The sequence below is a fragment of the Niabella digestorum genome, assembly GCF_036409055.1.
Lineage (GTDB): Bacteria > Bacteroidota > Bacteroidia > Chitinophagales > Chitinophagaceae > Niabella > Niabella composti.
The window spans coordinates 201,385-227,205 of record NZ_JAZGLY010000005.1; the positions used below are offsets into that span (position 1 = coordinate 201,385).

19 protein-coding genes, 2 tRNA genes and 1 pseudogene are annotated in these 25,821 nt (G+C 40.7%); 13 read left to right on the forward strand and 9 right to left on the reverse strand.

Going from position 1 to position 25,821, the window contains the following annotated elements; genetic code table 11:
- Positions 1 to 309 precede the first annotated feature (309 nt).
- Both V2H41_RS10235 and V2H41_RS10240 read right to left on the reverse strand, forming a co-directional pair.
- Positions 310 to 1,800 (reverse strand): RagB/SusD family nutrient uptake outer membrane protein, encoded by a 1,491-nt coding sequence (locus V2H41_RS10235; RefSeq protein ID WP_330975060.1) that lies wholly within the window; start codon positions 1,798 to 1,800, stop codon positions 310 to 312.
- Between the two features lie 15 nt (positions 1,801 to 1,815).
- The gene (locus tag V2H41_RS10240) at positions 1,816 to 4,986 is read right to left on the reverse strand and encodes a SusC/RagA family TonB-linked outer membrane protein (RefSeq protein ID WP_330975061.1); all 3,171 of its coding nucleotides are present in this window, start codon (positions 4,984 to 4,986) and stop codon (positions 1,816 to 1,818) included.
- A 296-nt stretch (positions 4,987 to 5,282) separates the two neighbouring features.
- Here V2H41_RS10240 and V2H41_RS10245 point away from each other — a divergent pair, with 296 nt between their 5' ends.
- Positions 5,283 to 6,161 carry a bifunctional 5,10-methylenetetrahydrofolate dehydrogenase/5,10-methenyltetrahydrofolate cyclohydrolase gene (locus V2H41_RS10245; protein ID WP_330975062.1) on the forward strand — a complete coding sequence of 293 codons (879 nt, stop codon included), beginning with the start codon at positions 5,283 to 5,285 and terminating at the stop codon, positions 6,159 to 6,161.
- 75 nt (positions 6,162 to 6,236) lie between these two features.
- Positions 6,237 to 6,863, forward strand: coding sequence for a 7-carboxy-7-deazaguanine synthase QueE (locus V2H41_RS10250; protein ID WP_330975063.1), 627 nt, complete (start codon positions 6,237 to 6,239; stop codon positions 6,861 to 6,863).
- 94 nt (positions 6,864 to 6,957) lie between these two features.
- Here the strand turns inward: V2H41_RS10250 and V2H41_RS10255 are convergent, their stop codons facing one another.
- The 5 genes from V2H41_RS10255 to V2H41_RS10275 all read right to left on the reverse strand — a co-directional run bounded on the left by V2H41_RS10255 (position 6,958) and on the right by V2H41_RS10275 (position 13,868).
- Positions 6,958 to 8,043 carry a metallophosphoesterase gene (locus V2H41_RS10255; RefSeq protein ID WP_330975064.1) on the reverse strand — a complete coding sequence of 362 codons (1,086 nt, stop codon included), beginning with the start codon at positions 8,041 to 8,043 and terminating at the stop codon, positions 6,958 to 6,960.
- A gap of 53 nt (positions 8,044 to 8,096) precedes the next feature.
- Positions 8,097 to 9,395: a Gfo/Idh/MocA family protein gene (locus tag V2H41_RS10260; RefSeq protein WP_330975065.1), complete on the reverse strand. Its 1,299-nt coding sequence runs from the start codon at positions 9,393 to 9,395 to the stop codon at positions 8,097 to 8,099.
- The gene (locus tag V2H41_RS10265) at positions 9,392 to 10,309 is read right to left on the reverse strand and encodes a sugar phosphate isomerase/epimerase family protein (RefSeq protein WP_330975066.1); all 918 of its coding nucleotides are present in this window, start codon (positions 10,307 to 10,309) and stop codon (positions 9,392 to 9,394) included. The genes V2H41_RS10260 and V2H41_RS10265 overlap by 4 nt, the downstream gene beginning before the upstream one ends.
- Before the next feature lie 525 nt (positions 10,310 to 10,834).
- Positions 10,835 to 12,640 carry an ABC transporter ATP-binding protein gene (locus tag V2H41_RS10270; RefSeq protein ID WP_330975067.1) on the reverse strand — a complete coding sequence of 602 codons (1,806 nt, stop codon included), beginning with the start codon at positions 12,638 to 12,640 and terminating at the stop codon, positions 10,835 to 10,837.
- Between the two features lie 52 nt (positions 12,641 to 12,692).
- Entirely contained in the window at positions 12,693 to 13,868 is a 1,176-nt protein-coding gene (locus V2H41_RS10275; protein WP_330975068.1) for an acetyl-CoA C-acyltransferase, read from the reverse strand.
- A gap of 222 nt (positions 13,869 to 14,090) precedes the next feature.
- On the opposite strand from V2H41_RS10275, the gene V2H41_RS10280 reads away from it, so the two are divergent.
- From V2H41_RS10280 to V2H41_RS10290, 3 genes are all read left to right on the forward strand, one after another.
- Complete coding sequence (locus tag V2H41_RS10280) at positions 14,091 to 15,134, forward strand: quinone-dependent dihydroorotate dehydrogenase (RefSeq protein WP_330975069.1); 1,044 nt, start codon at positions 14,091 to 14,093, stop codon at positions 15,132 to 15,134.
- 8 nt (positions 15,135 to 15,142) lie between these two features.
- Entirely contained in the window at positions 15,143 to 15,967 is an 825-nt protein-coding gene (locus V2H41_RS10285) for a TerC family protein (RefSeq protein ID WP_330975070.1), read from the forward strand.
- 100 nt (positions 15,968 to 16,067) lie between these two features.
- Positions 16,068 to 16,141: transfer RNA gene (locus V2H41_RS10290), tRNA-Pro, on the forward strand.
- A 42-nt stretch (positions 16,142 to 16,183) separates the two neighbouring features.
- Here V2H41_RS10290 and V2H41_RS10295 read toward each other — a convergent pair.
- The gene (locus V2H41_RS10295; protein WP_330975071.1) at positions 16,184 to 17,665 is read right to left on the reverse strand and encodes a sulfatase; all 1,482 of its coding nucleotides are present in this window, start codon (positions 17,663 to 17,665) and stop codon (positions 16,184 to 16,186) included.
- Between the two features lie 148 nt (positions 17,666 to 17,813).
- On the opposite strand from V2H41_RS10295, the gene V2H41_RS10300 reads away from it, so the two are divergent.
- From V2H41_RS10300 to V2H41_RS10325, 8 genes and pseudogenes are all read left to right on the forward strand, one after another.
- A complete protein-coding gene (locus V2H41_RS10300) occupies positions 17,814 to 19,124 on the forward strand; it encodes a TSUP family transporter (protein WP_330975072.1) in 1,311 nt (436 codons plus the stop codon).
- Between the two features lie 296 nt (positions 19,125 to 19,420).
- Complete coding sequence (locus tag V2H41_RS10305) at positions 19,421 to 20,287, forward strand: phytanoyl-CoA dioxygenase family protein (protein WP_330975073.1); 867 nt, start codon at positions 19,421 to 19,423, stop codon at positions 20,285 to 20,287.
- Positions 20,288 to 20,348: 61 nt separating this feature from the next.
- Positions 20,349 to 21,170, forward strand: coding sequence for an SDR family NAD(P)-dependent oxidoreductase (locus tag V2H41_RS10310; protein ID WP_330975074.1), 822 nt, complete (start codon positions 20,349 to 20,351; stop codon positions 21,168 to 21,170).
- A gap of 26 nt (positions 21,171 to 21,196) precedes the next feature.
- Positions 21,197 to 21,267: transfer RNA gene (locus tag V2H41_RS10315), tRNA-Cys, on the forward strand.
- A 289-nt stretch (positions 21,268 to 21,556) separates the two neighbouring features.
- Complete coding sequence (locus tag V2H41_RS13960) at positions 21,557 to 21,865, forward strand: RagB/SusD family nutrient uptake outer membrane protein (RefSeq protein ID WP_419784740.1); 309 nt, start codon at positions 21,557 to 21,559, stop codon at positions 21,863 to 21,865.
- Positions 21,847 to 21,996: a RagB/SusD family nutrient uptake outer membrane protein gene (locus V2H41_RS13965; RefSeq protein ID WP_409966294.1), complete on the forward strand. Its 150-nt coding sequence runs from the start codon at positions 21,847 to 21,849 to the stop codon at positions 21,994 to 21,996. The genes V2H41_RS13960 and V2H41_RS13965 overlap by 19 nt, the downstream gene beginning before the upstream one ends.
- Before the next feature lie 121 nt (positions 21,997 to 22,117).
- Positions 22,118 to 23,541, forward strand: a pseudogene (locus tag V2H41_RS10320) (sulfatase).
- Between the two features lie 51 nt (positions 23,542 to 23,592).
- Positions 23,593 to 25,227, forward strand: coding sequence for a sulfatase family protein (locus tag V2H41_RS10325; RefSeq protein WP_330975075.1), 1,635 nt, complete (start codon positions 23,593 to 23,595; stop codon positions 25,225 to 25,227).
- 60 nt (positions 25,228 to 25,287) lie between these two features.
- Here the strand turns inward: V2H41_RS10325 and V2H41_RS10330 are convergent, their stop codons facing one another.
- The gene (locus tag V2H41_RS10330) at positions 25,288 to 25,728 is read right to left on the reverse strand and encodes a SufE family protein (protein WP_330975076.1); all 441 of its coding nucleotides are present in this window, start codon (positions 25,726 to 25,728) and stop codon (positions 25,288 to 25,290) included.
- Positions 25,729 to 25,821: the final 93 nt, after the last annotated feature.

The following is a 25,821-nucleotide window of genomic DNA, read 5'->3' on the forward strand; positions in this document are numbered from 1 at the left end:
TCTGGGTTTGACAGAAGTTTAAAAAAAGTGTCAATTTGCCGATTTATATAACCCACATTTTTTAGAGTGATCGAGATTTAAGAATATTAACTAAGGGGCCCTTATAAACTCCTCCGAATCAGGAGGCTAAAGAATCTAATTCTGGAATGAAATCACCATTGATTTTATATCTAATTGTATCATAATTTACCTAGGGTAATTATTGATATAGACATTCTTAGGGTTGAATTCAATAATGCTTGTATAAAAAATAAAAAAGAGGATATATCGGTTAAGACATATCCTCTTTTTTTTAAATGTACACTATCCTTAAGGGTTCTGACCACCTAAGTTAGGATTAGCATCAACTTCGGACTGAGGAACCTGATAAACAAATATTTTATCCCCAGCAGGGAAGGTCAAAATTACACGGTGATTCGTTCCTGGCTGAGCCCGATTCACACCCAGTTTCCAACGCTTAAAGTCAAAGAAGGTAGTGCCTTCACACCAAAGTTCAATTCTTCTCTGGAAGCGCACTTCTTCTCTCAATGCTGCCTGAGTAGTGAATGCATCAGCATTATAAGAGGGTTGTCTAGTTTTCACAAAATTATTCAGAGCAGTTCTCGCTTCCGACAATTTGTTTTGCTCAACTAGTGCTTCTACATACAGCAAATAAGGATCCTCTGCACGAAGGAAGCAATAATCACCACTGAAATCACCCGGAGTTTGATATTTTAACCCTACATAGTTTTTATTGATTTTAGGAAATTTTGCTGCGATATCAGGATAATCAGTAAAGTTCACAAACATTCTTCTTCTGCTATCATCAGCAGGAATTTTTTCATAAAGCTTATTGTGAATGCTTTTATACACGCCCAATGCACCTGTATAACCATCAATTGTATTGTCTGCATGAGAATAGAAAGATGCATACAATGTAGATGTCTGAGCATTAATGTCGTATCCCCAAAGCCACTCTGAGCTTGAGATGTCTCCCATACCGTTTAATAAAGTCTGACCATCCAGTAATGCAACACCGTCAAAAGCTATTTTTGCATACTCCTCGGTTTTATCCCAAACTTCCATTGTAGCATAAGTCTTTGCTAAATAGGCAGCTGCTACCCTTTTATCTACATCACCCTTATCAGCAGTTACTACACCGTTCTCTACGCTATATTGCAGATCGGCAATAATTCTCTCATACACATCCTTTACAGGCACACGAGGCATATTCTCATCGAGTGGTGTAAGTACTAAAGGGACTCCTAATGCTGTTTCGTTCCCTTTATAAGTATGTTGATACAGATTAATCAAATAGTAGTAAGCAACCCCTCTAAGGCCAAGGGTTTTGGCCTTAAGAGCTTTCAAATTGGCGTCGGCAGGCTCTTCCTTAAAAAACTGATCGAGAGTAAGGTTTGCAGAACTAATAATTCTATAAAATAGCTGCCACATTAATGTGGTTCTTCTATATGTGGCTTCCCGGTTATCCATGTTGTAATCGAAACCGAAGTGATGATGTACTTCCTGCACCATATCCTCACCGGTAAGATCCAACGCTAGATGTATTGATTTTAGACCAAAATAGTCATGAGCAGTATTTCCGTTAAAGTTGAACTGAACGAGCACATTGTAAATACCGCTCAATGAAGACTCGACCAGACGGGCTGCAGCTGCAGGATTAGTGCGCAACAGTTCTTCGAGACGTTGCTGAGTTAAATACTGATCAACATCAGCATCAAGATAATCCTTCTTACAACCAGAGCTAAACAGTAACCCTACTGTTAAAGCCAGAAGAAATAATATATTAAACTTGTTCTTCATCTTAATGATTTTTAATTATAAGTTAATGGTTAAGCCCGCCACCACTGTTCTTATAGCACTGTATAATGCACCGTTATTCAAACCATCCAAATTAGTTCTGGGGTCTAGGCCCTTGCGTTTAGAACCTAGCCATACATTATCAGCAGCAATGTACAGTCTAGCATTCTTAACGATTCTGCCCCCGAAGAATTTAGAACCAAAATTGTATCCCACATTCACATTTCTTAATGAAAGGAATGATGCGTCAGTTAAAAATCTGTCAGAGAAAGAAGGAACCATGTACTGGTTGTTATATTCTATTCTTGGAACGCTAGTGTTTGTGTTAGTAGGAGTCCAGGTGTTTAAAATATCAGGACTCCAACTTCTACCGTCATTATTGTTCACATTCATCAGATTGGCATATTGTTGGTCCAAAATTTTACCGCCAATCTGATATGAGAATGTCACGCTGGCATCAAATGTTTTGTAACGGAAGTTGGTAGAAAACCCTCCTGCAAGCTTAGGCAATGCAGATCCGGCATATTGTCTGTTAGAAGAAGCATCGATAGTACCAGTAAGAGTGCTATCCACAAACTGACCAGCAGTATTTTTCAACTGATAAATAGCTGCACCATTAGTGGGGTTTACCCCTCTGTATTTTATCAAATAGAAATCGTAGATACTACCTCCTACTTTAATAATCTGGCTTCCTCTCGTAATACCGTTTTCTCTAAACTGCTCAGGTAGATAAGTAACTTTGTTTTTGTAATGAGTAGCATTTACAGATACATTCCACAATACATCCGCACGATTAATAATATCAGAGCTCAGAGTAACTTCAATACCACGGTTTCTCATATCACCAATATTCCATGGTTCTGTTGTGAACCCGGTAGCTGTAGACACCGGCAAATTAAACAAAAGATCTTTTGTTCGTCTTTGAAAGTATTCTATTTCTCCTGATACTACACCACGCAGTAAAGAGAATTCAATACCCACATTGAAATTGTAGTTCTTCTCCCAAGTCACCTCTTTACGTCCTTTATAACGGGGGCTTAAACCTGCATTTGTTCCATCACTGGTAATCTGAAACAGGGTATGATAGGGAGTATAACTTCTGGTGGTTGAATTTGGCAAATACAGATAATCATTACCCTGTAATCCATAGCTGGCTTTCAGTTTTAATACATCTACTATAGTAGAAGAGGCTAAGAACGATTCCTTATTTAACAACCATGATGCGCCCACTGACCAGAAGGTTCCCCATCTGTGATCTGGATGGAATACGGATGAGCCATCTCTACGAATACTTGCAGAAAAGAAGTATTTTTTAGCAATATCAGAAGTTACTTGTCCGAAATAACCTTCCAGCAGATAATCTCTAGTATAAGAGGTCAGCTCGGTAATCTGAGCTGCATTAGCAAACTCTATATTCTCCGGATCAAGAAAGTTTTGCTTCTGACCATATAGATAGTTATACTTATAATTGTAAGTTTCATGACCAATCATTGCCTGGAGGGTTACGAGATTAAAGCTTTTATCCCATTTCAAAATCTGGTTCCAAGTGATAGCCTTACTATTTTCACGGCTTTTAGACCCAATACCGTTATAGGTAGCCCCTGAACCTCCTAATGGAGTAATAAAATCATCCGCTTGACCCCATATTCCGGTAAGGGCAAAATTGGTATTGAAAGTTAGATTAAACGGCAAAGCTACGTCAAATCTCGTATTGCCTATAAAGAAATCATTTTTGTACAATTCCAGATCATGAAGCTGAGTTGCCACAGGGTTGGTTTGTGCTCCATATGCACGACCTCCATTTACACCAGCCACAGCTTCACCAAAGTCATAAATTGGGTTGCCGTTTTGATCATACAGTGTATTTCCATCAGCATCTGTTTTATAAATAGGATAGATTGGCGAAATAGAACGCACCCACTGAAATGGGTTAGAATAGGCTGATCCTGAAGACAACCAATTGGACTTAGTATTTGAGTATTGCACTCCGGCTCCAAAATCCAGCCAGGGGAAAAGCTTAGAATCATAACCCATTCTGGAGGAAAATCTCTTGAAATAGGAGTTTTTCGCATAGCCCTGATCGTCCAGATATCCTAATGATAAATAGAACTTGGATTTATCATTTACCTCATTCAATGTGATATTATACTCCTGACGAGCAGAAGGCTTAAATAATGCTTTATCCCAATTATTCCAATCTTTGTCTTTATATTTTATAACTGCATCAGGATTCAATTTACCGTTTTCCAGCACAATTTGATCGTTAGGAACCTTATAAGCGTTATATCCTAATACTGTGTAAAGATTTCTTGATGCATACGCTCTCGCCTCTGCTTCAGTATAACGTGTACCATCAGATTTCAATAAGCTGAAAAGCGCACTATTATATAATGCGAGCCAGAAAGTTTCATAATACTGACCTACATCAGTTATTCGATCATAATCAGGTATTGCTCGGGAGTTTACACCACCTTTAATATCTACAGAGATGTTAGGTGCGCCGGCTTTACCTTTTTTAGTAGTAATAATAATCACTCCGTTTGCACCTCGTGCTCCATATAAGGCTGCGGATGCCGCATCTTTCAATACGTTTACCGACTGAATGTCGTATGGATTAATAGAATTGATAGAACCACTGTAAGGTACTCCATCTAATATAATTAAGGGAGCGCTCGAAGCATTAATGGAACCAATACCTCTAATTCTTAAAGTTGAGGAAGAACCAGGCTGACCTGTTGTATTAACAACAGTTAAACCTGCAACAGCACCCTCTAAAGCTTTAGCCACATCCGGAGCCTGAAACTTACCAATTTTGGAAGCATCGATGGTTGCTATAGAGCCAGTATAGGACGATTTTTTAGCAGTCCCATAAGCTGTTATCACTACTTCATCAATTGCAGCTCCCAGATGTTTAAGAGTAACTACATTTTCACCAACAACAGGAGTTATAGTTACTGTTTCAAAATTAGTAGCACTAATTTCTAGTTGGCGATTACCGACAAAAGTGATAGAAAAAACACCATCTTCATCAGCAGCAACCCCACTTACAGTGCCTTTTACAACTACAGTAGCATAAGGTACAGGAGCTCCTGTCTCGTCAACAACCCGCCCTGTAACCGTCTTCGTTTGTGCCAAAGCAGAGCTTAATAAGCCCATTAGCATTGCAAAGAGCAATAGAATTTTTCTCATGTAAAACTATTTGTATTTTAAACAATAAAGCAGCTAAATTTCCTGTGATACTGGGTGTCAGGGTACTTTAGCAGTTAGCGCTAAGTTATAATTTTTTAACAAAAAATTGACTTGGTCTTTACCAATTTTTAAGAAAAAACCCATGTAGATCTGATAAATAATTGAAATTTTTATTAGTTATATATTAGAAATGACCTAATGCAAAATCAGAATATTGATTGAAATCAATTATATTAATTATTACTTTGTTATTCATGTGTTTGCTTTAGTCTAGAAAAATTAACGCATATTTGCACATGCAATTACTAGACGGAAAGAATACAGCCCAAACAATTTTAAATGAACTGAAACTAGGCGTAGCACAACGTGCAGCAGCGGGCAAAAAGATACCTCATCTGGCTGCAATTTTGGTAGGAAATAATGGTGCCAGCCAAACCTATGTCAATTCTAAGGTCAAAACCTGTAACCAAATTGGTTTTATATCGACCCTTATCCAATACGAAGAAGACATCAGCGAGGTAAAACTTCTCGAAAAAATAGAAGAACTGAATGAAGATTACTCGGTAGACGGGATTCTGGTGCAGCTTCCCTTACCCGCTCATATATCCGAGAAAAAAGTCATTGAAGCTATTGCAGTTCAAAAGGACGTTGACGGGTTTCATCCCGAGAATATGGGTAGGTTGATTATGGGTGAAGAGGAGGCTTTTATACCGGCAACCCCTTACGGCATCATGTTGTTGTTGGAGCACTATAATATCCAGACTAAAGGCAAGCATGCTGTAGTGCTCGGCCGCAGCCATATAGTAGGACGCCCTATGAGCATCCTGTTGAGTAATAATACACAGCCCGGTAACTGTACCGTTACTGTGTGTCACTCAAAAACTCAAAATCTGAAGGACGTCTGCCTGCAAGCCGATATTATTGTGGCAGCTATTGGTCAGCCTGAATTTCTTAAAGCAGACATGGTAAAAGAAGGTGCTGTGGTAATAGATGTGGGAATTACACGCCTCCCGGATGCTTCTAAAAAATCCGGTTATCGTCTGGTGGGAGATGTTGATTTTGCTAATGTGGCGCCCAAGTGCTCTTACATCACCCCAGTGCCAGGAGGAGTGGGCCCTATGACCATCGCCGCGTTGATGAAGAATACTTACAAATCCTGTACACAAAAAGATTAATAACCTGATGGTACAGCAGGTAACAGAGTGTTTCCGTTACCTGCTTTTATCTAGCAATGCCCGACTCTGTAGCGTATGTCTAACACCCCTTCTTTACAAGCCGAAACATATTTACCCGTGATGGAGCACTTTTATACCTTGCAAGGAGAAGGCTTCCATCAAGGACGTGCCGCTTATTTTGTACGTCTTGGAGGATGTGACGTGGGCTGCGTATGGTGCGATGTAAAAGAAAGCTGGGCTTTTGAAGGACATCCTCTGCTGTCCATAGAAACAATTGTATCGCATATAAAACAGTCCGGAGCTCCTATTGCCGTGATCACCGGTGGAGAGCCGCTGCTACATAACTTAAACGAGCTTACTACAGCGATTCAAAAAGAAGGTATCCAAACCAATATCGAAACATCGGGTTCCTCCCCGCTAAGTGGTTACTGGAACTGGATCTGCCTTTCACCCAAAAAGTTTAAACAACCCCTCCCCGAAATACTACCCTTGGCCCATGAACTCAAAATCATTGTATATAATAAGAGTGATTTTGAATGGGGGGAGCAATTTGCCGCACAAGTAAGCCCTACCTGCAAATTATACTTGCAACCCGAATGGAGTAAGGCCGCACAGGTTACACCTCTTATTGTCGACTACATCAAGAAAAATCCCAAATGGGAGCTTAGTCTGCAAATTCATAAGTACATTAATGTTCCATAACAACTTTTTATACTCAATAAAAAAGCACACTGCTTAAAAATAAAACAGCGTGCTTCTAAAATTCTAAAAGCATAGGATTAGACGGATCTATCCTTTAATCAATGCTGAACTCAAACTGATCGTACGATTCGGTTCTCCATGCTAGATGTTGGGTTGAAGGGGAAATCGCAAACAAGGGTGAAAAGGTTTTCACTTTCACTGTTTTCTTATCGGGTAAAAACTCCAATATCCGCAACCACCCATCGCCACCGTTGCCATGCCAGCCACCTCCTAAAGCTTGGGCATTAAACACCATCTGACTTACATTCTTTCCGGCTGCATTTTTATCCTGCCTGAAACCTACATGCGCCTTTACATTATCAGGAGCGCCGATATGTCCGGAAAATACCAGCTGAATATTGGAAGATGGCTGTACCAGTTTACGCCAGATAGCAGCACCATAATTGCCTTCGCTGATTTTATAGTTCTCTTTCTCAATATGCTCATTTTTGGAATTGAGATAAGAATGCGTAAGAATAATAGCCGTATGGTCTTTGTATTTATCCTGCGCTAGCGTGTGTTTGGCCCAGCTTAAGATAGTGTCGCGTGGAGCAAACTCCAATGTCATCAGCAAAAACTTTCTACCCTGCGGTGATGTAAATTCAAATACTGCATTTTCCAGCGTGGGTACCCCCTCGGCGTTGAGCGCCACCTCACGAATACCTTTCTGAGTTAAGAAGTTTTTATCCACCGGAAAATACTTATTGTATTGCGTGCGGCGAACACTAATATTGCTATAACCATAATCATGATTGCCGGCTGCAAGCATATAAGGTACCTTACCATCCAACCTGCTAAATCCTCTTGCAACAGCTTCCCATTGCTTCTTACTGGGCTGATTTACCGAAACACCATTAGGATTGATAATTTCGTTTTGCTCCACCAAATCTCCTGTACACATTACCAGTTTAATATTCAGCTTATCGATATTTTCACTAATCCATGCCGTCATAAGTTCAAAGATGGGCTGATTACGTTCAAACTTCTGATAAGTCTGAGGATCCGGCAGTAAAATCATAGTCCAGGAATTTGGGTCCGATAAAGCCGGAGGTTCATATTGCTTCTGCTGAGCATGAACAGCTAACTTAAAGCAAACAATCAATAACGCAAATAACCAGAATTGACGAAAGTATTTATTCATGATTATATTTTCTTTTAAGTGAATTTAGACCTAAGTCTTTCGTTCTTTTCCTTCTAGAAAACAGACCACTCCTTCTTCATGGGTCTCGTTAATAATTGATTGGCTGTCTCATTATTGGTGAATCGTTCTTTTACAGGATCCCACTTTAGATATTCTTTTACTTCGAATGCAATGTTACCAATATTGCACACCGTAGCGGTACGATGGCCTGTTTCAATATCTGCCACCGGTTCTGTACGCATACGCATAGCATTTATGAAATCTTTATAATGATCTTCACTATAATACACTCTTTTTTCATTGGAGCCTATTTTATGATCGCGCAACTGTTCGGGATTGGTTTCTAGCTTTCTTCTTTGTACGTCCAAAGTGCCTTTAGTACCGATAAATCTTACGGCATGATTTTTTCCAAAGTTTTCTTTGGTCATCACAATACCATTAGCATAGCGATAGGTTAAAGCGGTAGCACCATTTACGCCTGGTGGTGTAATGTCTACGGGACCGCTTCTGTCCATATCTAGCGCCCATTGTGCAATATCAAACATGTGTGCCCCCCAATCTGTCATATCACCGCCACCAAGACCTTTATAATTGCGCCATTTAGCCCATACTGGATTATCTAAGGCCGGATTCAGCAAATTGTTATAATGCACATATTCCGTATTGGGGCCTAACCACATATTCCAATCCAGATCTGCAGGCAACTGCTCTTCGGGTAAATCATAAGGAACGGGGGGAGCTCCCACACTTACCTGCACCTTGGTAATTTCACCAAGATAGCCGTTACGTACCAATTCCACCGCCTGCCTGAACTCTGGCCAGGAACGCTGCATACTACCGGTTTGAAATACTCTCTTGTATTTTTTTACCGCATTCACCATAGCGCGTCCTTCGGTCACAGTAAGCGACAGTGGTTTTTCACAGTAAATATCTTTTCCGGCTTTGGCTGCCATTACAGTCATAGTTGCATGCCAAGCATCGGGAGTAGCGATCACTACGGCGTCTATATCTTTTCGTTGGAGCAGTTCTGTGAAATTGCTATAGGCTACACAACCGTTATAGGATGATTTACCGGTGAATTTTGCGTAATACTCGTTTACTTCCCTAACAAAAGTATCTACTTTTCGTTTGTATACATCACAAGCTGCTGCAATTTGTGCCTCACCGGTATTTAAGAAAGATTGTTTTAGATAAAAAGCTTGTCTTCCGGTTCCAATAAAGCCGAAATTAATCATATCGCTGGGGGGCGTATAGCCTCTACCCAATACACGACGCGGTACAATAAAAACAGACGACAATATGGCCGATTGGGCAAGAAATTTTCTGCGAGAAATAACGTTTTTTTTGTTCATGCTTTGAGTGCGTTTTTACAATAATCAATACATTTTTTTATTTCGGTGAGTGCGTCAGTTGCAGCATATTCATATTCGATATTACAAGGAATCGGCCAGCCTTTATCTCTTATCAATTGCAATACATCCACAATAGGTGTGTCGCCTTGTCCAAAAGGCACCACACGTCCTTGATTCTTTTTGCGGTCTTTAATATGAAGACAAACAATTTTATCGTGATACTTTTTAATAAAATCTACAGGATCATAATTCGCAGCAGTGAAGTGCCCGATATCTAAATTAATGCGTATAAAGTCCGACTTACCCTCCATACCACGCATAAAACTTTCAGGCGTGGCGAATTGATTGGGATCCTCTACATGGGAGTGATTATGCATCCCCACTTTTATCTGATATTTTCGGGCCAACACATCTATTCTGCCCATCTGATCTACTGTGGTGGAAGTGGTAATCGTATCGGTTCCCAATGTTTTTGCTATTTTGAATACCAGTTCAAACTCCTTTTCTGAATCTCTTTTATTAAACGTACCGTTGAACGCCTGAATACGAATACCGGCTTTTTTAAATTTTTCGGCAATCGCTTCAATCTGATCCATTGTTACTGTTTCGCGCCATCGTTTTAATCCTTCGGCATTGCGCTTCCGTTCCTCCGGGGTGGCATCACGCTTCCACATAAACTCGCGGGGTTCTACATGGCCTGTCCATAATTCACAACTCGTAAATCCTAACTGTTGCATGGCTGCGATAGCCTCGTCCAAATTCCGGTCGCGAAAGCTGTAGCTTTGCACACCTATAATCACCTCCTTATATTGTTCTTCGATTAAAGAAAAGTGTTGTAGCGAAGGCGATATCAACATGCCAGTCATTCCGGCCAAAGATATCTTACACCATTCCCTACGAGATATTGTTGACATGGTATTATAATTTATGCAGTAAACTCCTAATAGAATCCTTATCCAATTTCAGAAATATCAATATGCAAGCATCCCGTTATAAAAACCAAATAAGCAATCGTAAAAAAGCTATTGACCTTTAAAACACCAAGTGCTTAGAGCAATCTCATCACATTCAAGAAATAACATCCTTACCACGTTCCGAATCTTCCCCATTACACGTTCCTCAAATTTAATAAGTTCCAACTATTTCTGTATTAATTCTTTTTTATCAGTTTATTAGAGATGCCTTCAGGAAGCGCCACTGAAGTGTACCCGCATAAAAAAAACACCACTTATAGACATAAATGGTGTAATTCTCGAAAACTATCTGCTTTTAGGAAAGATGTGAAGGCAAAATTGTTGGCACCTTTCAGAAAAACTTACTCAGTAAGCAAAAGCCAAAGGAGCCACAGGCTTTTGTGATAACAAAAGTATAAGCATGCCGTATTACTTTATTATCGAAATCGGGAAAAAGCATTTGCGAAATGCGGAAAATAGGAAGTATTAGCTCTTAAAAGTTTGGGCCAATCTAGCAATATTTAAGCTACGAGCCGAGGCTTCGAAGATTTCCTTGTACACCCCCTCACGTTTAATCAGCTCTTCATGCTTGCCGCTCTCTACCAGACGTCCCTGTTTCAGCACATAAATCACATCTGCATCTACAATCTGTGAGATGGAATGCGAAATAATCACTACAGTACGGTTTTGCTTGATGGCATCAATACTGTTTTTAATTTGCTCGGTGGCGATAGCATCTAGGCTCGCTGTGGGTTCATCCAAAAAGATAATAGGTGGATCTTTTAAAAATAACCTAGCAATCGCAATACGTTGTTGCTGGCCACCACTTAAGAGCTGTGCATCACTTTTATATCGCAACGGAAGATCCATAATCTGATCGTGCAGATAAGCTTTTTTAGCCGCTTCAACAATTTCCGCTTCCGTAGCATCAATTTTACCATACCGAATATTTTCTTCAATAGTTCCTTTGAAAATGTGATTACGTTGCAATACCAATCCTATCTCGCTACGCAATGAACTATTATCATATTCTTTCAAATCAACACCATCCAGTAAAATGGTACCACTATCGGGCTCATAAAATTTATTGAGGAGATTGAGTATAGTACTTTTGCCCGCACCGCTGAGACCTACAAGGGCTGTAGTTTTACCTTTTTGAATTTTCAGACTTACATTATGTAACGCCTTGGTGCCATTGGGGTAAGTAAAGCTTACATCGCGCATCTCGAAAGTGCCCTCTGCTTCAGTAACCACATATCCACCATTAGCCTCAATTTCCTCATCATCTTCGATAATTTGAAAATAGGCTTCGGCATAGATAAAGGCATCGTTAATTTCATCGTAGATCCTGTGCAGTTGCCGTATCGGAGCGGACACATTATTAAACAGCATGATGTGCAACATAATAGCACCGATACTAATTTGATGGTTCAACACCAGATAGGCGGTTAAAATGATAATCAATACTACCCCAATCTGTTCGATAAAGCTTTTAACACCATCGTAAGTAAAATTCGTTTTACGAGTGTATAGCTGATTATCCGTAAGCTCCTGCTGGATAGCTAATTGTTTTTTTTCTTCAATATCTTCTCTAACAAAGCTTTTGATAACCGTAATGGAATCAATAAGATTCAATAATCCGTTACTTTTATTCTCTCGTCCCGATCTAAGCTGTCGCCTCACCCCCTGCAGTTTCTTAGCCTGCTTGGCACTTACCAGAAAATAAGCCGGCAATATAGTTATCGCTATTAAGCCTACATATACATTGGCCGTAAACATGATTACCAATGCCAGTATCGCATTACAGAATAATGGTAATATATCGATGAAAAAGTTTTGTACCAGTCGTGTAAGACTTTCCACACCTCGATCAATACGCGTCTGTAATTTACCAGATTGATTTTCGGGCAATGCAAAAAAATGCATGCGATAAGTAAGAATACGGCTGATGGCTTTTTGTGCTAGTGTGTTACTGACATTGATGCGGATCTTTTCGCCGTAGTATTTCTGCCCGAACTGAATGAAAATATTCAATAATTCTTTAGCAAATAATATGGCGGAAATAACACCCAGCAATTTTACACCCTCTTTCATGGGGTCGGGATGATGCAATAGCACATCCACATGATCCACTGTATACTTGAGGATTAACGGATTGACCTGTGCCGCCATTGCACCAATGAGTGTGAGCGTGAGAGTGCCCATCACCATGGTACGATAAGGCTTTACGAAAGGCCAAAGCTGCTTTACAATATTGACGAGGTTAAGTGTTTTGGAAAATGGTTTGGCCATTCGAATTTATTCTGGGTTGGAGAGATGATCTGTTATAACTAATGGATATACATTACAACCTTTCGATGATGCCTGCAATCCCCTGTCCACCACCCACACAAGCGGTGACCATGCCGTACTTTTTGTTTAGTCTTTTCAAGTCGTTTAAGATTTGCACGGTGAGCTTGGTACCGGTACAACCCAATGGGTGTCCTAAGGCAATAGCACCCCCGTTGATATTTACTTTGGTAGCATCCAAACCGGCTTCGCGTATAACAGCCAATGTCTGTGAAGCAAAAGCTTCATTTAGTTCTATCAAATCAATATCAGCTAAGTTCATACCTGCTTGCTTTAAAGCCTTTGGAATAGCAGCTACAGGGCCAATACCCATAATTCGGGGCTCCACTCCTGCTACTGCCGATACCACAAGTCTACCTATTGGTTGCAGTTGGAGTTGATTCATAAGCTTCTCGCTCATCACAATCACAAAGGCGGCTCCGTCGCTGGTTTGAGAAGCATTCCCCGCCGTAACAGTACCATTGGCAGCAAATACCGGTTTCAGCTTGCGCAGCGCTTCTATAGAAGTGTCCGCACGTGGTCCCTCATCCGTATCCACCACATAAGTGCGCTTTTGTTTTTTTCCTTTTTCATCCAGATAAACTTGCTCCACGGTTATGGGTAAGATTCCGTCTTTGAACACACCGTTTTTTATAGCAGCTAATGCCTTTTGATGCGAATGGTAGCTATACTCATCTTGGTCATCGCGACTGATATGGTATTCCTTAGCCACAGCTTCGGCTGTGAGGCCCATATTCAAATAATAATCGGGGGCATCGCTGGCAATATTGTAAGAAGGAACGGTTTTCCATCCGGAAGCAGGCACCATACTCATACTCTCGGTTCCGCCTGCGATAATACAATCGGCCATGCCACATCTAATTTTAGCAGTGGCGATGGCGATGGTTTCCAATCCCGAAGCACAATAGCGGTTGACCGTAACCCCGGGTGTTTCGATACCTAATGCACGCGCAGCGATAATACGTCCCATTTGTAGGCCCTGCTCCGCTTCGGGTACGGCATTGCCCACAATTACATCATCTATCAAAGCGGGCTCTAGTTGTGGCACACTCGCCATTAATCCTTTTATAACTTCGATGGCCAAATCATCCGGACGATAAAAGCGAAAACCGCCGCGCTTGGCTTTGGCCACTGCAGTTCGATATCCGGCTACGATATATGCTTCTGTCATGAGCATAGAATTTAAACTGGAAAAATGATTAAATAGTTGCATAAGCAACCGTGTATTTCAAACTTACGAAAATTGCATGAACCATGGATTTGTCTGCCATCAATAAATGACGAGCTATGCACCGCAGTACAAGTGAGTGACACAAGAGCGATGCGTAACCGTACCACAGCCAGTAACATAAACATCATTATACAACCTTAACATCACCTATATTTGCAATCGATGTATTCCCTACTGAGAAGATTATACTTTTTGTTTCCTGCGGAGAGGGCTCATTATATGGCAATGAGCCACTTACACCTGCTTACGGCTACACAGGCCGGCAAGAAGCTGGTAAGTGCCATTACAGCACCTTCTAAAACCATTGAGACGCGTTTTCTGAATATGGTATTCAAAAATCCGGTGGGACTAGCTGCCGGTTTTGATAAGAATGCCGTATTTCTGAACGAACTGGAAGCATTGGGATTTGGATTTGTGGAAATAGGCACCGTTACCCCATTACCGCAATCCGGCAATCCGCAACCACGCCTATTCAGATTGCCGGCCGATAGGGCTTTAATCAATCGAATGGGCTTTAACAACGACGGTGCAGATGCAATTGCAGAGCGACTTCGGCAATGGAGAGAAAAAAAAGCTGCCGTCAAAGAAAAATATCCGCTCATTATTGGTGGTAACATTGGTAAAAACAAAGTAACGCCTAACGAAGATGCGTGGAAAGACTATGCCACCTGCTTTAACAAACTGCATCATTATGTAGATTATTTTGTGGTGAATGTGAGCAGTCCGAACACACCCGGCCTACGCGCATTGCAGGATAAAGAATCGCTTAGAAAAATTATTTGGAACCTTGCCATGATTAACAATGGTAAGGCCGTAGCCAAACCTATACTGTTAAAAATAGCACCCGACCTGAACCAGGCGCAGATTGATGATGTGATTGAGCTGGCCGATGAAGTAAAACTGGATGGGTTGGTCATCAGCAATACCACTATTGACCGTAACGGATTGGTAACACCCGTAACAGAACTAGAAAAAATTGGAAATGGAGGCTTAAGCGGAAAACCCGTAAGAGCCAGAAGTACGGCCATTATAGAGTATGTGCATAAACAAACACAAGGATGCATTCCCATTATCGGTTCGGGAGGCATCTTTAGCGCGGTAGATGCCCGGGAAAAATTGGCTGCAGGCGCCACTTTGGTGCAGGTATGGACAGGGTTTATTTATCAGGGACCTACCATCGTTAAGCAAATTTGCGACGCTTTATAAACCCTGACATGGAAACATTATTTATCTCCGCACCGGAGCTTTTTACCTTCGATTCGCTGGTAAGCTTCATCATACTCGCAATACTGGAAATCGTATTGGGTATCGATAATGTAATTTTCGTAAGCATTATCTTGAGCCGCCTTCCCCGTAATTTACAGAAGAGAGGGCGTGTTACATGGATGATTACCGGCATCATCAGCCGCTGTTTGTTATTGGCCGCACTCAGCTGGCTGTTGTCACAAAAAGGCAAATATATTATCCCTGATAGCTGGTTTGGAAAAGGATTTGACCTGGCCAGCTTAGTAATGCTGGCGGGAGGCATTTTTTTGATATATAAATCGGTAAAAGAAATCCATCATAAGCTAGAGGGAGAAGACCCCATGGCGAATCCACAAAACCGTAAAACCTTAACCTTTGGTGTAGCCATTGCACAGATTTTGCTTATCGATGCGGTGTTCTCGTTCGATAGTGTAATTACTGCCGGAGGTACGGCCAAACATCTGGAAATTATGATAGCGGCAGTAATTGTGGCGATGATTGTGATGTTTACCTTCAGTCCGAAGATTGCGGATTTTATTGAAAAGCATCCTACACTGAAAATACTGGCTCTTTCGTTTCTAGTAATGATAGGCGTAAGCCTGATAGTAGAGGGTTGGAACTCCGAAAAAGCCCACGAGCTACACCTGAAAAACTACATCTACTTTGCCATGGCCTTTTCCTTTGTGGTGGAAGTGCTGAATATGATTATGCGCAAACGAACCGATAAACGAGTAGTACAACTAAATGCACCCCGATTGAAGAAAGAGCGTGATGAAACGTCTGAGACCATTTAAACAACATGGCAGCTGCTTATAAATTTTTTTCTGCAAAATTTTAGCAGCTTGATGCAAAAGCTATATTTTTACCCCCCCAAAAAAACGGGGTAATATCACACGGGATGTAGCGCAGCCCGGTAGCGCGCTTCGTTCGGGACGAAGAGGTCGCTGGTTCGAATCCAGTCATCCCGACTTTACTTTCTCTGATGCATTAGAAAACTGTTTCGGATAGCTTTACCCGCCCTTGGCTTTCCATATTCCTGTATTACCTTTCTCCCACAATTTCGTCAAACGTTCTACAATTTCGGGGTGTTCTGCTGCCATATTCTTTCTTTCAAAAGGGTCGCTGTCATAATCGAATAATTCAACTGTCGGTGTTTCGGTTCTGAAATATTTGGTGAGTCTGTATCGTTCCGTACGCATACTAATGCCGCGCCTAAAATAACTGTACGCCACATTTTCCCAATTTTTATCCTTAAGATTCTTTAATAACGGAATTAAGCTTCGACCATCAGATTGATGTTTTACTTTAACATCGCACAACTCCGTTAATGTAGGATAAATATCTACGCTGCTTACAATCTTCTTACAAGAATAGGCTTTTGTAACACTTGGTACTTTGATGATTAACGGGCTTCTTAAGGACCATTCCGATAGTGTATGTTTTCCCCATACTCTTTGGTCGCCTAGATGCCAGCCATGATCCCCCCACACAATGACAATCGTGTTTTCTTCAAGATGCAATTTTTTCAGAGCATCTAGTACTTTACCTATCTGAGCATCTACATAGCTAACCCCAGCTAAATAAGCATGTCGGAGTTTTAGCGCATAGGCATCGGATACAGCTTGCCGGAGCGATGCCTTTTCTTCGCCTTTCTTATACCCATTAAACTCTGCACTGTTGTGCAGGCTTGCCTCATTCACGCCCTCAGGAATATCGGAAAACGGTGCAAGAGGTATTTGCTCTTCTTCATAAAGATCCCAATATTTTTTAGGGGCATTGAACGGAAGATGCGGTTTAAAAAAGCCCACGGCCAAAAAGAATGGCTGATTGCGGCTGGCAAGCTCCTGCAGTTTTTGCACTGCCAATGCTGCGGTCAACCCATCAGGATATGCATCATCCGAAACATGGGCTGCTTCATAAGGTTTTACTTCACCATTTAGCGCATTTCTGTTTGTTCCATCAGTATACCCGAAAAATGCATTCCAGCCAGTACCCCATTTGCCAGCGTTAAACAACATTTCGTCCCAGCTTTGGGGCAGCTCCAGCCGATTGCTTTTGGGCTCCTGATACTTATAAATATATCCATCTGGTGCATGGCTGATTTTTCCAATACCTACCGTGTAATAGCCGTTTAGCCTGAATGCATGCACAAAAGTTTCCGGGTTAAAATCGGAGGGCACTCCTTTCAATTTGTGTTCCATCGCTTCGTTACTCAGGTCCTGCACAGTACGAGGTAATTTTCCGGTAAGTATGCTAGCTCTGGAAGCACCGCAAGTAGGCACAGTTACATAATGATTCATAAATACCACACCGCCCGAAGCTAGAGCATCGATATTGGGTGAATAAACGTATTTATTACCATAACAACCCAGCTCGGGACGCAGATCATCCACTGCTATAAATAATACGTTCCACTTGTTAGAAGAAGATTGGGCTGTAACTAAAAAAGTAGACCAGATTCCTAGAAAAAACAGTATTCCTCTCTTTATCATGCAAATCTTTATTGTGTCGAGCAATGTTAACGCATTAAAATTAAGACATCATTTGCGAACCAATGGTTTAATTGATAGTCCACTAATTTAGTAGGATAAATGTAAAAAGCCTATCTTCGCGAATATTTTTAATCGTTGTGTGTATTTTATGAGTGAAGTTTTATCAAAATTTGATAGTGGCACGGAGGTAGTAACAAAGGGTTTTCCTGTGTTTCTCAAAACAGAGGAGATGGATGTGCTCATTGTAGGAGCTCGAGATAGAGAGGTAGTACTACTAAAAACTTTATTAAAAAATTTACCCCAAGCTACTATAAGAATTCAGGCTGAAAAAATAGACGAATCGATACGACAGCTCGAAAGCGAGTTTGATTATGTAACTGTAGAAGAAAGACCCTATGAAAAAAAGGATTTGGAAAATGCCAATTTGGTTATTATTGCGGGGAATCAGCAACAATTGATGCAACGTATACAGCTGGATGCCTCCCAACTGGGATTAACCGATGTGCATATTCTGCAAGGAGATGCCCCTATGAATATTTTTGCAAATCGCGGCGTGCCGCTCAATGGAAATACAAAACGTAAAAAGCTTTCCTATAAAAAAATTGCTTCCTACGCATTGGGTGTTTTTGCTTTAATGCTCATTGGTCATATTATTTTTTCTTTCTGGCCCTTTGATGCAATTAAGCAACAGCTAGTAACACTTTACGACTCGCTGGGAAGCTCCTTCTTGATCATGCTGGCTGCAGGATTTGCTGCACAGCTGGTGGATGGAGCGCTGGGTATGGGTTATGGTGTAACCAGCGCCACTATATTATTGTCTGCCGGTGTAAACCCTGCTGCTATTAGTGGTAGTATACATACTGCTGAAATGTTCGCTAGTGGTGCATCGGGTTACAGCCACTACAAATTCGGCAATGTCAACAAAAAATTGTTTAAAACATTACTGATTCCTGGGGTAATTGGTGCTATTGGTGGTGCAATATTGTTAGTATGGCTAGGAAAACAATATAGTGACTGGGTACGTCCTCTATTGGCTTGCTACACGCTTTTCCTAGGAATAAAGATTTTATACAACGCTTTCAAAAAGCAAATTAGAAAAAAGAAATTCAAACATTACAGACTATTAGCCGGTGCCGGGGGGTTCTTTGATTCATTCGGTGGAGGTGGATGGGGGCCTATCGTTACTACTACATTAATAACCAAAGGCCGTAGCCCCAGATACGTAATAGGCTCTGTAAGTATTACCGAGTTCTTTGTTACCCTATCCAGCGCCTTTACATTTTTTATATTGCTAGGTGTAAGTCACTGGCAAACCATACTGGGTCTGATTTTAGGTGGACTGATAGCAGCTCCGATAGCAGCTAAACTCGCCGGTAGACTTCCCAGAAAAACAGCATTCATATTAGTAGGTGTATTAGTAATTATTTGGAGCATTCGAATATTGATAAAGCTTTTATAAAATTACTTCTTCATAATTGCTATCTATAAAAAAAGCTCACTATTTACAGTGAGCTTTTTGCTTTAAAAAAAATTTTACAATTTATTAGTCTACTCATTTGGTAGACTAATAAGTACTTTATATGTTTGCATCAGAATATAACCTATGAGGCATTCTGCAACATATTACTTCTACATTTCCGACATGTGTTGTTGCATACACATACCTGTCATGTGTTGCCGCTAGCTTACATTGCTTTTCGCTATAGCAATACCGGATACTCTTTACATTTCTTCACCACTAAATACTGTAATCACATGAGCACACCCACACAGCAATTTCACTTCAATGGTCAGATAACATCTTTACATATTGAACATTTGAAACAACATGGCATTATCCACTTTAAACAATTTATATCTTATCATACCGTAAAAGAGTTTTTGTACGAAATCTATCAAGTGGAGCAGCATTTATTAAACAAAGGCATTCAACAAGTCAATGGCATTCCTTTAAAGTTTGGTTATAATGTGGATGGCGCTCCGCTTATTCAACGCATAGCCTTTGCTTCGTTGTTCAGCAGTACACTCAGTAATTTTTTGAAAAGTGATCAGGTGCAGGAATTGACTAAATTACTCACGCCTTACGAAGGACGCATAGGAGAATTGGAAAAAGATGGGCTAGTAGTAAATCACTATCTGAATACCAGTGACAGTTCCTTTACAAGACTGGGCTGGCATACGGATAGTCCCAGAGATCTTTTTCTAGGATCAAGAATCAAGCCTATGCTGAATGTAGGACTACATTTAGACGATTGCCCTCAAAGCAACGGAGGGTTAAGAGTATTGCCCGGTACCCATAATAAAGGATTTTTCACCCTTTTCTTTAAGAAGAAATATTTCATCGATCACGAGCCCGATCAAAATGAAGTGGGATTGGATATTCAGGCCGGAGATCTTACCATACACGACGGACGTTTATGGCATCGTGTGCAGCAATCTCCTTATATCGGAGAAAAAAGTAGACGTCGTGTGATGTATATACCGGTAATAACGGGCGCTTATCAGCCCAAAACAGCCGATAGCAAAACACCGCTATATCACAGACTGGCTTCGCTGGTATTTAAAAAACAAGCAAAGAAAAAAGTGCCGCAATACGAACCGCAGTTAAATCCAACAATATGATCCCACTATTGATCCTATCAATTATTCAAAACTTTTTAAAAAAGAAAACAATAAACTGAATATGTCATACGCACTTGTTACAGGCGCAGCAAAAGGTATAGGCGCAGCAATAGCCATAGAGTTGGCAAAACTCAAAAAAGGGCTTATTCTAGTAGATGTGGATGAAAGATCCTTACACGAAGTAGCTCAATACATTCAAGATAAATACTATGGAGACGTGTTTCCTATAGTACAGGATCTATCACAACCGGATGCCGCACAGCAAATTTTTGAAAAAACAAAATGGTATCATCTGTATTTGAATATTGTAGTCAACAATGCAGGCTTCGGCTTAAATACTCCTTTTACCGAAGGCTCATTAGACGATCAGCTGAATATCATTGATGTAAATGTAAAAGCGCAATTACGCATTGTTCATACTTTCGTTCCTGTTTTAAAACGATTCTCAGAATCGTATCTGCTGAATGTAGGAAGTACTACCTGTTATCAATCCGTGCCCTATTTATCAGTATATGCAGCGTCGAAAGCGTTCGTGCGCTCCTTTACGCGCAGCTTGAGATATGAATTAAAAGACAGCACTGTATCGGTTAGCTGTTTGATACCAGGTCCTACCGATACCGCTTTCGTAGAAAGAGCAGGCATGAAAACACATACTTTAAAAACCGCAGCAAAGTTTAATATGACACCGCAAGAAGTAGCACAAGTGGCCGTTAAAGGATTGTTTAAAGGTAAGGCCGAAATCGTTCCAGGCTTTATCAATAAGCTCAATGCGGTCGTTACAAAATTTGTGCCTCCGCGTATTGTAGAGCATGTAGCGGCACAGATCTACAAACCCCGACCCGGAGAGCAGGAAGATAAAAAAGCAGTAGCACTACAATACTAACCCATCAACCATACCTTACACCTTAAAGCCACGTGGCCGAGTGGATAGGCAGAGGTCTGCAAAACCTACTACGAAGGTTCGAATCCTTCCGTGGCGTCAACGAAATTAAATATTGTATTGTACTCCGTATAGTTTTACATCGCAACTACCATAAAGGGAGGATTGGCAACATATCAGAGATAATCAATTATTGGTCGTTTCCCCTCATTACGATTAAGCTTTTCTACAAACAAGCACTCACCACCATTAAATCCTCCCTTTTTTCTCACACTATTTATACGAAACAATTCAAAACATACACCAGTTTCTATAATTCATTTGCTCAAAATGATACCCGCAGCATGCATTCATAACACATTATTATTTATAACACCTGCGGTGCATTAGTGCAATTAGGAGTAGATAATATATGCAATTTGAAATTCAAGGTAGATTTAATCGCTACTGTAGCTAATAGAGGAAACGATTTGCCTGTTATTAGACATGCTGATATAATCCTCGCATCTGCAGAAGCACTAATCAAACACTACGATCCTAATGCAACAAGTATTAACTTAGTAAATGAAGTGAGGGCAAAAGCAGGTATTACATCTTTACAGCTATCTGCATGCCGAGTGCAGAATCGTAGCGCCATGCGATATTTCAAGAAAGAGTGTGGGAGCTTCATGCAGAAGAAATGCATCGGCAGGATCTAATAATAAAAGGTACTTTTATCGGTGAAGCTCGACAAAGAGGACATAATGCTCAACATTATCAGGTTCTTTTCCCGATTCCACAAGAAGAAATAGATAAAAATCCAAATCTTAAACAAAATGATGGATATTAACTTAACATCGAAACACGTGTATGGCAGACTATTATTGATTGCCTCAATACTTCTATTGACAATCGTGTCGCGTGCGCAATCTCCTAATGCACCCAATATTATTGTTTTTATTGTGGACGATATGGGGTGGCTCGACACTTCGGTTCCTTTTGCGGGAAGTGTTACAGCTAATAACAAGAAGCATCATACTCCCAATATGGAACGACTGGCTAAAGAGGGGATGATCTTTACCGACGCCTATGCAGCACCGGTTTGTACCCCCTCGCGTGTAAGCTTGATGACAGGCATGAATGTTGCCCACCATCATGTAACCAACTGGACACATCCTCTTAAGAACACTGTCGCCGATGCCAAAAATCCTCCCTACGATTATGCCGACTGGAACATTAATGGCTTTAGTCCCATAGCTGGCATAGAAAAAACAGTTCATGCTACGGCATTACCTCAGTTATTAAAAGCCGCCGGATACTTTACGATTCACGTAGGAAAAGCTCACTGGGGTGCACAAGGTACTCCCGGAGCGAATCCATATAATCTTGGATTTATTGTAAATGTAGCAGGACATGCGGCAGGTCATCCGCAGAGCTATCTTTCCGAAGACAACTATGGAAATATACCTGGCTCAAAAGTAGCTGCACAAGCGGTTCCGGACTTAGAAGAATATTATCAAACCGGTACATTCCTCACAGAAGCACTTACACGAGAAGCTTTAAAAAGTCTGGAGTACCCCGTGCCAAAAAACAACCGTTCTTTCTTCATTTCGCTCATTATGCAGTACACACACCACTTATGGCAGACGTTCGGTACTTTCAAAAGTATTTAGACCGTGGATTAGACTCCGCCGAGGCAAAATACGCATCGCTTATCGAAGGAATGGATAAAAGTCTGGGCGATGTTATAGATTTTATCGAGCAAAAAGGAATTAAGAACAATACCGTAATCTTTTTCCTATCCGATAACGGTGGTCTGTCTTTACCTCCAAGAGGCGATAAACCTTTAACGCACAACGCCCCTTTAAAAGCAGGAAAAGGATCAGTGTATGAAGGAGGTATTAGAATCCCGTTTATTGTAAGCTATCCGAAGCTTGTCAAAAAAGGTCAGGTATCCCATACCCCCATAATCACAGAAGATCTTTTCCCTACATTGCTTGATATTACAGGCATGAAAAATTACAAGACTATTCAAAAAATCGACGGCAGATCTTTAGTTCCACAATTGAAAGAACCCTCTCTTGCGGATACGTCTAGAATTCTATTATGGCATTATCCCAATTATTGGAGACCGAGCAATTTTCCAGGCACCAATTATCACAGTGCCCTACGCCAGCATAATTGGAAATTAGTTTATAACCAACAGACTAGAAATGCAGAATTATATGACCTTTCGACGGATATTGGCGAGCAGAAAGACCTCTCGACCATTTATCCTCATAAAACAAAAGAACTGGTAGCTCTATTGGGCAAATTGTTGAAAGCTTATAATGCACCAATGCCTAAAGATAAAGTTTCGGGTAAACCCCTTCCTTATCCGGCAGATGCTGAATAATAAGCTTACTGAAGTGATTCCACTTTTTGACTCAACAAACTTCATCTAGTTATGAAAAAAATAAAATTACTTTTACTTGGCTTGTTCATAGGTACAGCCATTATCAATGCACAACATCAACAACATCCCAATATTATTCTCATCTTTTCTGATGATCATGCGTATCAAGCTATAAGCGCATACGGCAACAACCTGGTACAAACACCTCATATCGATCGCATCGCAAAAGAAGGGGCACTACTGGAAAACAATTTTGTAACTAACTCTATTTGTGGCCCCAGCCGTGCTACATTGCTTACAGGAAAATATAGTCATAAAAATGGTTATTACGATAATGGCGGGACGCCATTCAATACTGCACAGCTCGTATTTCCTCAACTGTTGCAACAAAACGGATATCAAACTGCATGGATTGGCAAAATGCATTTGAACGCGTTACCTAAAGGCTTCAACTATCTGAACGTATTAGCCAGTGCGGGAGGACAAGGACATTATTTTAATCCAACATTTGTAAACATCAATAATGATACTTCGACATACAAAGGCTATGTTACCAACCTCATCACCGATTTCTTCTTTGAATGGATGGAGCAGCGCGATCCCAACAAACCTTTTTTTGCTGTAATTGGGGAAAAAGCTACGCATAGGTCATGGCTGCCAGACTTACCCGACTTAGGAGCATATGACGCTATTGATTTTCCGCTTCCCGACGACTTTTTTGACAATTATGAAAGTAGACCTGCGGCCCAACAACAAGACATGACTATTGATAAAACAATGCGACTTAAAGAAGATCTGAAAATCGGTCAGATCTTCGGCATTAACCGAAATACAGACTTAAATGAAATTCGTAAACGCTTAAAAGAATATTATCCCAACAAAAAATTTACCGATAAAGAGTTGCGAAACTTTGCCCGCAATAGCGACTACAGCTCACTAGATGCAGAGCAAGCAGCAGCTTACCAAAAGTATTACGGAGAGATCACCAAAAAATTCGAGGCTCAAAAATTAAATGGTAAAGATCTTGCTAAATGGAAGTTTCAACGTTATCTCAAAGACTATTATGCAACAGCTCGCTCCATGGATCGGAATATCGGAAGAATTTTGAGCTATCTGGACAGCACCGGTCTTAGCAAAAACACAGTAGTTATCTACGCATCCGACCAGGGTTTTTATTTGGGTGAACATGGTTGGTTCGATAAAAGATTTATTTATGATCAGTCTTTAAAAACTGCTTTTGTAATCCGTTATCCCGGTGTTATTAAACCCGGCACACGCATTAAAGAATTTGTTTCCAATGTAGACTGGGCTCCTACTCTTCTCGATATCGCAGGAATTAAAACCCCTTCCGAAATGCAGGGAGCCTCCTTTCTTCCTATACTAAAACAACAAACACCTCACAACTGGAAGAAAGACATTTATTACCACTATTACGAATATCCACAGCCGCATCACGTATCACCTCATCTTGGCATAAGAACGAAGGATTATCTGTTAATACGATTCTATAAAGGAGTAGAAGGATGGGAGTTTTTTGATCTGAAGAAAGATCCAAAGCAACTGTACAATGTTTATAACCAGAAAGAATACGCACCCATTATCGCTCAGTTAAAATCCAGACTAAAAGAACTCATCATACATTATGACGATAAAGAGGCTCTAGACATTTTCAACACACCCATCTAATGAAAAATGCCTGCTGCATCTTCTTGAATCAGCAGGCATTAATTTTTTGACAAAGACTAATCAGGCGCTCTTCAACATATGGGCCTGGAGCCCCGCTGCCAACGACCGTATACGTACCAGTATAGACGAAACTTCTTTACGTCTTTCAGGCGAAAGATTTTCAAACAGCTCAATTTCATTAGTAAAATAAATATCAGAATCAATGATTTCTTGAGGTGTTCTTCCTGAAAAAACTTTCAGGAATAAGAATAAAATTCCCCTCATGATGCTGTTGTCACTATCGCCGCTGTAATATACTTTTCCGTCGCGACATTCTGCATCCAGCCATATCCTGGACTTGGACAGATGAATAAGTTTTTCATCTGTGCGAATGGACGTATCCGTAGGCAGCTGTGCACCTAAATCAGCCAGATAGCGGAAATATTGCCGCTTGTTCTTCAAATTGTCAAAGAGGGCTTCAAACTCCTCAATGATAATGTCCTGAGCTTTATTCAAATGCATAGCTAAAAGATTTGAACGTTAAGAAATGATCGGAACATGCTATCTTCTAAAATATTGTATATCAGCGCAAGCAATGATATCCGTTCGAAGTCT